The 9,610-nt window shown below is 54.5% G+C and carries 10 protein-coding genes; all 10 read right to left on the reverse strand.

The annotated features are described in order from the left end of the window. Window positions 1–80: 80 nt before the first annotated feature. The gene (locus tag Q0F21_RS00520) at window positions 81–683 is read right to left on the reverse strand and encodes a 5-formyltetrahydrofolate cyclo-ligase (RefSeq protein ID WP_363282311.1); all 603 of its coding nucleotides are present in this window, start codon (window positions 681–683) and stop codon (window positions 81–83) included. A 24-nt stretch (window positions 684–707) separates the two neighbouring features. Continuing rightward, complete coding sequence (locus Q0F21_RS00525) at window positions 708–2,339, reverse strand: S41 family peptidase (RefSeq protein ID WP_297236386.1); 1,632 nt, start codon at window positions 2,337–2,339, stop codon at window positions 708–710. A gap of 15 nt (window positions 2,340–2,354) precedes the next feature. Next, the gene (locus Q0F21_RS00530) at window positions 2,355–2,807 is read right to left on the reverse strand and encodes a dCMP deaminase family protein (protein WP_296158705.1); all 453 of its coding nucleotides are present in this window, start codon (window positions 2,805–2,807) and stop codon (window positions 2,355–2,357) included. 24 nt (window positions 2,808–2,831) lie between these two features. Continuing rightward, the gene (gene argS, locus Q0F21_RS00535; RefSeq protein WP_297236387.1) at window positions 2,832–4,637 is read right to left on the reverse strand and encodes an arginine--tRNA ligase; all 1,806 of its coding nucleotides are present in this window, start codon (window positions 4,635–4,637) and stop codon (window positions 2,832–2,834) included. 5 nt (window positions 4,638–4,642) lie between these two features. Then, window positions 4,643–4,996: an aspartate 1-decarboxylase gene (gene panD / locus Q0F21_RS00540; protein ID WP_297236388.1), complete on the reverse strand. Its 354-nt coding sequence runs from the start codon at window positions 4,994–4,996 to the stop codon at window positions 4,643–4,645. 59 nt (window positions 4,997–5,055) lie between these two features. After that, a complete protein-coding gene (gene ispF, locus Q0F21_RS00545; protein ID WP_297236389.1) occupies window positions 5,056–5,550 on the reverse strand; it encodes a 2-C-methyl-D-erythritol 2,4-cyclodiphosphate synthase in 495 nt (164 codons plus the stop codon). Then, entirely contained in the window at window positions 5,550–6,692 is a 1,143-nt protein-coding gene (locus tag Q0F21_RS00550) for a PorV/PorQ family protein (protein ID WP_297236390.1), read from the reverse strand. The genes ispF and Q0F21_RS00550 overlap by 1 nt, the downstream gene beginning before the upstream one ends. An 8-nt stretch (window positions 6,693–6,700) precedes the next feature. Beyond that, complete coding sequence (locus tag Q0F21_RS00555; protein WP_297236391.1) at window positions 6,701–7,312, reverse strand: hypothetical protein; 612 nt, start codon at window positions 7,310–7,312, stop codon at window positions 6,701–6,703. Beyond that, window positions 7,309–7,959, reverse strand: a complete 651-nt coding sequence (locus Q0F21_RS00560; RefSeq protein WP_297236392.1) for a redox-sensing transcriptional repressor Rex — start codon at window positions 7,957–7,959, stop codon at window positions 7,309–7,311. The genes Q0F21_RS00555 and Q0F21_RS00560 overlap by 4 nt, the downstream gene beginning before the upstream one ends. 502 nt (window positions 7,960–8,461) lie before the next feature. Next, a partial coding sequence (locus tag Q0F21_RS00565; protein ID WP_297236393.1) for a ribonuclease E/G occupies window positions 8,462–9,610 on the reverse strand: 1,149 nt, incomplete at its 5' end.

Below are 9,610 nucleotides of genomic sequence, written 5' to 3' on the forward strand. Positions count from 1 at the left end.
TAGTCAAAACTATTACCGGGTTTAGTGTTTCCTTTTACCGGTAATAGTTTTCTCTAATACCGATACCAGTCAGAGTGCTCTCACCGGGAAAGTCCTAGAAGCAACGCCTCATCCTCCCAGGCAAGCCCCTGCAGGGGGAAGTCGTGCGGGTCTGTAGGAACGGTGTCGAATATCTGAAACTCAAGTCCCAGCCCCACGATAAGCCTCAGCTCCGATGCGTGCTTTGCGAGGTAGCGGTCGTAGTATCCCACGCCATGCCCTACTCTACTCCCATCCAGGCGACCGAAAGCCACCCCGGGTACGACAAGCAACTCGGGCACCTCCTCATCCTCTATCGGACAGGTCGGCTCAGGGATCCCGTAGCCGGACAGTTCATAGTCGGAGATATCGCCCATAGGGTAAAATCGAATGGTCTCGCCATCGTCACACCTCGGGACAAGCAGGCGCCGAGAGCCCTCCTCACGGAGAGTCCTGATGAGCGCTGAGGTCTGGACTTCATTTTTCATACTCATAAAGAGTCCCACACTCTCTCCCTGACGATCTCTCAGAAACCTCTCGTAGAGCGACTTGCAGGCTCTCGCCGATCGCTCGTCACGCTCTTCTGGAGTGAGTACCCTAAAGTGGTCTCGGACAAGGGACCTAATCTCTTTCTTCGTTACCGGAGAGCTAAGCATTGGTGTCATAATTTGGATAGAAAAGACCCACGATTACTCCTCCGACGAGAGTCTCATCGGGGAGTAGATCTGCTGGCTGAAGAGGTCTACCGCACGACTGATCATCGGATCCCTCTGCGCCGCCACCCTCGCCATGGCATCATCTCCGTAGATGTACATGATGACCGACTGAGCCATCAGGTCACTGATGTAGTCCTCGTCGTGGGAGATGAGGTAGCCCCTGAGAGGGATATTGTACTCCCGGGCGGCGTAGTTGCCCATCAGCCACGGCAGTCCCTGTAGCCTTAGGAAGTCATAGCACTTGAGTTCGTCGCCGATATTGGTCAGGTAAGCTCGGTGGCTATCTGCGTAGAGGAAGGCATACTTCTGCGGGATCCCCTTTCGCAAGACGTCCATGGTGTAGCCCGTAAGCTTAGCGCTGTCCTGCGGGATGAAGATATCCGGGATGATACCGCCACCGCCATAGACGAGTCGCCCCAGACCGGTCTTATAGACCTTGGAGGAGTCCGTCGGGATCGAGTCGGAGCTGTAGAGCTCGCCGCTGCTAAATCGCTTAGCCCAGTCACTGTAGTACTCATCACTATCACCAGTGTGGTACTCCCTCTGGATACAGCGACCTGACGGTGTGTAGTAGCGTGCAATGGTGAGATGAACTGAGGAGCCATCTGGGTACTCAAAGACTTTCTGTACCAGCCCCTTGCCGAAGGAGCGTCGACCGATGACGATAGCTGCATCGTTATCCTGCATCGCCCCGCTGACGATCTCCGCAGCCGATGCCGAGGACTCGTTGATCAAGATATACAAGGGGAAGCCCACCAGACTGCCATCGCCGCTACTGAGGTACTGCTCCCTCGGATAGTGGGCACCCTCGATGTAGATGACCGGCTTATCCTTGGGGAGCATCTCATTGACCATCCTCAGAGCCGACTCGAGGATCCCCCCGGGATTATCTCTCAGGTCAAGCACAAGACCCTTCATACCGCTCTGCTGCAACTGAGCAAATGCTTGCATAAAGTCGTTGTACGTGCTTAGTGAGAAGCCGTCCAGCCGGATCACCCCCAGTGAGTCACTCAGCATATACTTCGCACCGACCTTGCTGGTCGAGACGGGACCACGCTTTACCTTGACCGTCCGCAGGTCATTGGTGGAGGGGTCTCGGAGGGTAAGGGTTACCATGCTCTCATTGGCACCCTTGAGGAGACTCATGATGGTATCCGTCGGGATCTCACCCTCTATGGACCGGCCGTCGACACTCACGATGCGATCACCCGCTCTCACCCCGACCAGATCAGAGGGTCCGTTGGGGATCGTCCGGATCACGATGGCTGTGTCCTTGAGGGAATTGAAGACCACACCTATGCCGTAGAAATAGCCCTCCAGCTCCTCTCGCTCCTTCTTCCTCTGCTCAGCCGTCAGGTAGCTTGAGTGAGGATCGAGATGAGACATGAGACTCGGGATCAGCGTCTCCACCAAGCTGTCACTCGACACCTCGTCCACATACTGAGTATTGATCAGATCGAGAGAGGCCTGGAGCTTACTCAGGGCGGAGTTTTTCCCGAGTCCTGCCCTGTAACGACCGATGTAGTACCCGCCCCCCGCCAGGAGGAGTGTCGCAAGGATCACGAGGAGGGTCGCGAGTACATTACGGACAGTTTCTTTAGTCATGGCTCAGAGGTGCTATCAGAGATCTTCCGAGGAGTCGATGTCTATGTGGTCCACCGTGATGCCCGCCTGACGAAGCAGGTCGATGCCCTCAGTGATGCGGTACTGCGTGGCGTAGACCACCCTTCGTATCCCGGCCTGGATGATGAGCTTAGCACACTCCATACAGGGGGAGTTGGTCACGTAGATAGTCGCTCCGGTGCTGTTATTATTGGAGGCTGCTACTTTAGTGATGGCATTGGCCTCAGCATGGAGCACATAGGCCTTAGTCTTGCCCTCATCGTCCTCACACTTGTTCTCAAATCCGGACGGAGTGCCATTGTACCCGTCGGAGATGATCATCTTGTCCTTGACGATGAGCGCCCCCACATTGAGCCGCGTGCAGTAGGAGTTTTCCGCCCATATGCGCGCCATCCGGAGGTACTTCTTGTCGACCTCCAGCTGCTTCTTTTCCTCGTGAGATAGAGCCATAGCCTTGTCGAACTATTGGGAGAGTTACATCCTCTTGGGTACCCGTATACCGAGAAGCCCCATGGCGGTCTTGATCACCTTGCCGGTCTCCTCGCTCAGGCTGACACGGAAGGAGCGAAGCTGCGCATTTTCCTCCCGAAGCACAGGGCAGTCGTGATAGAACTGATTGTAGAGCTTTACTAAGTCAAAGGTGTAGTTGCAGATCGCGGCGGGATTGAGATCCTCGGCAGCAGCTGACACTACGCTCGGGAAGCGGTCAATCGCCTGCACGAGCGACTTCTCCTTCTCCTCCAGCTCGAGTGCGGCACTTCTCCAGTCGACTCGATCACCAGCCTTGCTGACCAGACTGCAGATGCGCGCATAGGTATACTGGATGAATGGACCGGTATTGCCATTGAAGTCAATGGACTCCTCCGGATCAAACATCATATTCTTCCGCGGATCGACCTTAAGAAGGAAGTACTTCAGAGCGCCCATGCCGACGATCTCATCGACCTCGTTGCGCTCATCCTCGGGGAGCTCCTTGATCTGCCCCTGCGTCTCGCTCACATTGTGCGCCTCCTCGTGCATCGCCTGCATCAGATCATCGGCATCGACGACCGTGCCCTCCCGACTCTTCATCTTGCCGTTGGGTAGCTCCACCATACCGTAGGAGAAGTGGACGAGCTCCTTGCCAAAGGGGAAGCCGAGCCTATCCAGCAGAATTGAGAGGACCTGGAAGTGGTACTCCTGCTCATTGCCCACCACGTAGACCATATGGTCGATCGGATAGTCGCTGAAGCGCATCTTTGCCGTACCGATATCCTGAGTCATGTAGACCGAGGTGCCATCGGATCGAAGCAGGATCTTGCGATCCAGACCATCCTCTCGCAGATCAGCCCATACGGATCCATCCTCGTCCCGGACAAAGCGTCCCTCGTCCAGTCCGCGACGCACCTCCTGCTTACCCTCGAGGTACGTATTGCTCTCGTAGTATATCTTATCGAAGTCGACGCCCAGCCGCTTGTAGGTCTCGTCAAATCCGGCATAGACCCAGTCATTCATCTTTTTCCAAAGCGTGCGCACCTGCTCATCACCGGCCTCCCACCTCTCGAGCATCTGGCGCGCTTCCTTCATCAGCGGACTGACTGCTTCAGCATCTTCCTTAGAGAGCCCTTGAGAGTCCATCAGCTCTTTCACCTCCGCACGATAGTGCTTATCGAAGAGGACATAGAAGTCCCCCACCAGGTGGTCCCCCTTCTTGCCTGAGCTCTCCGGTGTAACGCCATCACCCCACTTGAGCCACGCCAGCATCGACTTGCAGATGTGGATACCGCGGTCGTTGACGATATTGGTCTTGATCACCCGACAGCCGTTTGCTTCGAGTATCTGCGCAAGGCTATACCCGAGGAGATTATTCCGCACATGCCCAAGGTGGAGCGGCTTATTGGTATTAGGTGAGGAGTACTCGATCATATAGAGTGGAGCATCCTCACCTGCAGTCCGGGTGCCGAAGTGCTCCTGATCAGTCACATCACCGAGCTGATCCACATAGAGGGCAGAGGTGAGAGAGAGATTGAGAAATCCCTTGACCACATTATAGCCCTGTATCATCCGAGGAAAGTGGGCCGTCAGGTAGTCACCCACTGCACTGCCCAGCTCCTCCGGCTTCATATGAGCCTGCTTGAGGAATGGGAAAACGACAAGGGTGAAGTCACCGTCCTGATCCTTCCGGGTGGGATCAAGGCGAACCTTCTCTGGTGAAAGGTCTATATCGAAGAGGGTCTTCAGAGCATCCGAGACCGCTGTCTGGAGATGATTCTCTAGTGTATGATAAGATCTATTAGTCATAAGGATTAGTCGACAAGTTTATTAGTAGTTGTATCAGGGAAGATAACGGTCGGCTCGAAGTGGAGAGCCTCCTCGGGGGTCATCTGTGCATAAGAGATAATAAGGACAATGTCACCAGGCAGAAAGTGTCTGGCAGCTGCCCCATTGAGACAGATCGTCCCGCTGCCTCTCTCACCGGGGATTACGTATGTCTCCAGTCGAGCGCCATTGTTGTTATTGACCACCTGCACCTTCTCTCCCTTGATCAGGTGAGCGGCATCCATAAGCTCCTCATCGATGGTGATACTCCCCACATAATTGAGGTTTGCCTCGGTCACGTGGACTCGATGGATCTTGGACTTAAGTACTCCGATATACATTGACTAGCTAGCTAAGGATAGTTCCGGACGCAAAATTAGCTCTTTTTTAGCTCTTCACATCACTCAGACTCACGATAAATGAGGGCAACGGCGTGAGCTGCCATCCCCTCCTCTCGTCCCACGAAGCCCATCCGCTCATTGGTGGTAGCCTTAATGGAGATCTCGTCGGTGGAGAGGTCAAGCGTCTCTGCGATCCGCTCCTGCATCCTTGGGATAAACGGATTGAGCTTTGGCGCCTCAGCCACGATAGTTGCGTCTATGTTACCCACCAGATAGCCTCTCTCCCGGAGGAGCAAAAGGACCTCCCGAAGTAGTACCATAGAGTCAGCTCCGGCATATCTCGGATCAGTGTCAGGGAAGTGGTAGCCGATATCTCGCATGGCAGCCGCTCCGAGGAGGGCATCAGCGATGGCATGCAGCAGTACATCAGCATCCGAGTGACCTAGAAGGCCCCGCGGTGCAGGGATCTCTATGCCTCCCAGGATCAGCTTACGCCCCTCCGCATAGCGGTGGACATCGTAGCCGTAGCCTACTCGTATGTTAGTTCCGCTCATCAGAAGTCTGTGCTAAGGGTTACTCGAAGCGTATTATTAAGAGGGGACTTACTATCCTGTGCCACGAAGTAGGCGAGATCCAGCTGCACCATCTCATAGCGAAATCCTCCCCCAAGAGAGAGTCCGGCTCCCGGTCCGGCATCTGGGCTCTGATGTCTGTACCCGACCCTGCCGAATGCTCGACCCTTGTAAGCATACTGAAGCCCCACAGAGCAGCCGAGGTCACGCCAGGCATCGGGATCGCTCCAGGACTCTCCGATCGCCTCCCAGAGTGAGAGCTTGTAGTATGCCTTGCGTTGCTCATCCAGACTACCCCCGCCCTGTCCGGTGGTAGGATACTGCGGAACCATAAGCTTATCCCCTGAGATAAGGAGAGAGAGCTCGTCCGACTCGGTCAGGTGAAGTCGTACCCCTACACCGAAGTCTAGTGCTGCAGGTGAGTAAAGGTAGGAGAGTCCTCCATCGTGCGATGTCTTCCCCCCGATGTTACGAACAGCAACAGCGGCAGTGAACTCAGTCGCCAAGCTCTCGATAGAGACCGGCTGGCGGTATGTGAGACTCAGATCCCCCATCACAGTCTGTGCAAGACTGGAGACACCACTCTGAGAAATATTATAGTCCGAGACAAAGTAGCGGAGTCCCACCCCCATACTCAGTGAGGGCAGTATCCTCAGTCCATACCCAAGATCGACAGAGAGCTCATAGGGTCTCGTCTCCAGGACGGTCCGCTGACTCTTAGGGAAAGCGAGCGTCTGACCGACACTGAAGTACCTCACCCCCGCTGCGATCGAGTGCCGCAGGCCTGACGCCCCATCAATAGAGTAGTAACCGAGGAGCGTAGAGAGGTTGGTGTCTCGCGAGAGGTCCGGCATCCATGGGGTAAAGGAGAGGGACACGCCCCACGTCTGGTCTGATAGTGGGAGGAGAGACATATTATGCATTAGGGCAAAGGCACCCTGTGCGGCCAGCAGACCCGTCTCCCCCAAGCCGGCCGAGGTGGCATCGGGAGTGATCAGAAGCGACGGCGCACCTGTCACCCTTGGAGACCAGACTCTATCCTGAGACTCATCGCCCAAGCCCTCCTGCGCGGAGAGAGAAGCAATCGGCAGGAAGAGTAACAGGGCGAGCGCCCACCATTTCATATCTATTTTCATTCGATTCCTATACTAAGTAGTTCCTGATCACCCTCAGCGACAAATAAGTGTCGCCCACGCTCAAGAGCGCGATAGCAATTCCAGAGAGGGAAGCAGAGACAGTCGCCGGTCTTGAGGAGAAAGAGCTGAGCCACCCCCGACACCACCTCGTCGATCCTCTCTCGAGAGGGAAGTGAGAGGGACTCGAGAGGCTCATCCAGTGGCATAGCCCCATCGCTCTCTAATATCGACAATGAAGCACCACTAAGATCCTCAAGAGGAAGAAAGTGAGCCAATGCTAGAGAGCCATCAAAGGAGTACGCCAGTGCCGGATCCATCCCACCCCGAAGACGCTCATCCAGCAACTGTCTATCCGCCAGAGCCAGTCCAATCGCCGCCTCGCGATAGTATCGACCTGCAAAGCGCGGCTCAAATCCCTTACCGGCCCGATCTACCCTCACCACGAGCTGAGGCATATACGAGAGACCCCTCATCCAGGAGGTGATCAGGACTCGCTTGCCACTATTGAGCAATGTATGATCCCCTCTGAGATAGAGACTCTCCATCAGAGGGCGCTCCAGCAGATCCTGACCCGTAAGGAGGGGGAAGTCAGTACAGAATACCTTCATAACTCCTCGTGACTCATCGAGCTTACCCGATTGAACATCACTGCGAGACTGGCATACATAGAGAGGTTCTCCACCACCACATCCTCCGGCACTGCTATCCGGAAGGGGGTAAAGTTCCAGATCGCCTTGAAGCCACTCGCCACCAGCTGATCTGTCACCTCCTGAGCAAACTCTACCGGCACCGTCAGCACGCCTATTCGCACATCATCCTCTGCACGCTTATCAAGATCTGCCATATCATATATCGGCACCCCAAGCGAGTCATCTCCGATCACCTCAGGACTGGTATCGAAGCCTGCCACGATGTCCAGACCATACTGATAGAGTCCCTTATCTCGTATCAGAGCAGCACCCAGGTTACCACAACCAAAGACATAAGCCTTATGCTGATCCACAAAGCCGAGGAACTTACCCAGCACCTCTACCATCTCATCGGTCGAGTAACCTACCCGTGTCTTACCCACGATATTGACATACGATAGATCCTTGGCCACAAGAGACGGATCTATCCCGATACTGCGAGCAATATAGGTACTGGAGACCACCTCCTTTCCACGCGCTTGCAGCAGCTTAATGTACGCCAGATACCACGGCAGACGTCGGAGGACAGGCTCCGGCACTTGATTTTTAGGCTTTTTCCTACTCATACTTAACGTTTCAGTGACTTCTTACTCCTCCTTGGTCCTCTCACGCGAGCTCACTGAGTACTCAGCGCCACACTCCCCCGGACCGAAGTGTCCAAATTTACGATTTTTCTCCTTAATTATCTCCCTCTATACTCTACCTCACGGTGGCGAACGCGTCTATAGCCGCCGAAGTCGAAGGGAAGAAGGCGATGCGACTCAGTATGCTGACTCTCAGGAGGAATATTCCTGTCGCTTCTATTACCGATATTAGTGAATACTATTACCGGTATTAGTCAACACTAATACCGGTAATAGATTCGACTAATACCGGTATTAGTCTGACGGCATCCTCACGTGATCCTGGTGGATTGCTTGCGGGTGAGAGCTTAGTCAACCATACGACAACGAAACAATAAAAAAGCCGAAGTACACTCCTCGGTCTTGAGGGGGTACTCCGGCTTGTTGTTTCATTAAGTTGCTTCTCTTATCGAGAGCGAGTAAAGGGGGGCTGGTCGCAACCCTATCAATCCTCAGTTGCTTCAGCGTCCTCAGGATCCAGACCCTTCACATCCTCATCGAGGAAGTGAGACAGGTCATTGCCCTCTGAGTCAGTCACCTCATAGTCGATCATCCCTAAGGACTGGTCAGGCAACACTTCGATGCCCTTACCGTAGGCAGTCCTCCAGGTGGACAGGAGAGACTTGGTACCCATAAGCCCCAAGAATCCCTTACCCTGGCGATTGCGGATAAAGGCGGCGACATAGGGATGGACATGGAGCGTGAAGGTCCTGATGCCCTCCTCCTGAGTCAGTTGCTTGATCATCTGCTCAAGCTTGTCGGTAAAGAAGAGCGTAGGCTGTACTTTACCGGTGCCTAAGCAGGTAGGACAGGTCTCCTGCGTCTCCACGATCATCGCCTGACGGACCCTCTGACGAGTGATCTGCATGAGACCAAACTTCGTGAGCGGTAGGACTGTATGCTTGGCACGGTCATTGGCCATACACTGGATCATGTGGTCGTAGAGCTTCTGCCTATTGGCAGCCTCTGACATATCGATGAAGTCGATGACGATGATGCCTCCCAAGTCTCTCAGTCTCATCTGACGAGCGATCTCCTCAGCGGCAGAGAGATTGACATCCACCGCGGTGTCCTCTTGCTGAGAGGAGCCTCGAGCGCGGTTGCCACTATTGACATCTATGACGTGCATTGCCTCGGTCTGCTCTATGTACAGGTAGGCTCCCTGACGGTAGGTAACGATCTTACCGAAGAGGTGCTTGACCTGACGAGTGATGTCGAAGTGATCAAAGATGGGATTACGGCCATCGTAAAACCTCACTATATCACCCTTACCGGGATCGATGAGATCGATGTAGTCTGTAACCTCCCGCACCATGCTCTGATCATTGACATACACCTCCTTCAGCGAGGAGTCGTAGGTGTCTCTGAGGAGACTAATCACACGATTTGTCTCCTCGTGGAGCATTTGCCAGGGCTTACCGTCAGAGGAGGGCGAGGAGTTCTTCCTGCCATTGCCCTGTCCTTTCTTCCTGGAGTTAGAGGGAGGGACGGCGGTATTGAGACTGTCGACGGTAGAGGTCCACTTCTTGATCAGACTACGAAGCTCATGGTCCAGCTCAGCTACCTTGACGCCCTCCGCAGAGGTCCTGACGAT

The organism is uncultured Porphyromonas sp. (assembly GCF_934359325.1).
Taxonomy (GTDB): Bacteria; Bacteroidota; Bacteroidia; order Bacteroidales; family Porphyromonadaceae; genus Porphyromonas_A.

Excerpts from the sequence above, each read along its gene's own strand:
- Q0F21_RS00520 (WP_363282311.1), bottom strand. The coding sequence starts at position 683 with ATGACACCAATGCTTAGCTCTCCGGTAACGAAGAAAGAGATTAGGTCC.
- Q0F21_RS00525 (WP_297236386.1), bottom strand. The coding sequence starts at position 2,339 with ATGACTAAAGAAACTGTCCGTAATGTACTCGCGACCCTCCTCGTGATC.
- Q0F21_RS00530 (WP_296158705.1), bottom strand. The coding sequence starts at position 2,807 with ATGGCTCTATCTCACGAGGAAAAGAAGCAGCTGGAGGTCGACAAGAAG.
- argS (WP_297236387.1), bottom strand. The coding sequence starts at position 4,637 with ATGACTAATAGATCTTATCATACACTAGAGAATCATCTCCAGACAGCG.
- panD (WP_297236388.1), bottom strand. The coding sequence starts at position 4,996 with ATGTATATCGGAGTACTTAAGTCCAAGATCCATCGAGTCCACGTGACC.
- ispF (WP_297236389.1), bottom strand. The coding sequence starts at position 5,550 with ATGAGCGGAACTAACATACGAGTAGGCTACGGCTACGATGTCCACCGC.
- Q0F21_RS00550 (WP_297236390.1), bottom strand. The coding sequence starts at position 6,692 with ATGAAATGGTGGGCGCTCGCCCTGTTACTCTTCCTGCCGATTGCTTCT.
- Q0F21_RS00555 (WP_297236391.1), bottom strand. The coding sequence starts at position 7,312 with ATGAAGGTATTCTGTACTGACTTCCCCCTCCTTACGGGTCAGGATCTG.
- Q0F21_RS00560 (WP_297236392.1), bottom strand. The coding sequence starts at position 7,959 with ATGAGTAGGAAAAAGCCTAAAAATCAAGTGCCGGAGCCTGTCCTCCGA.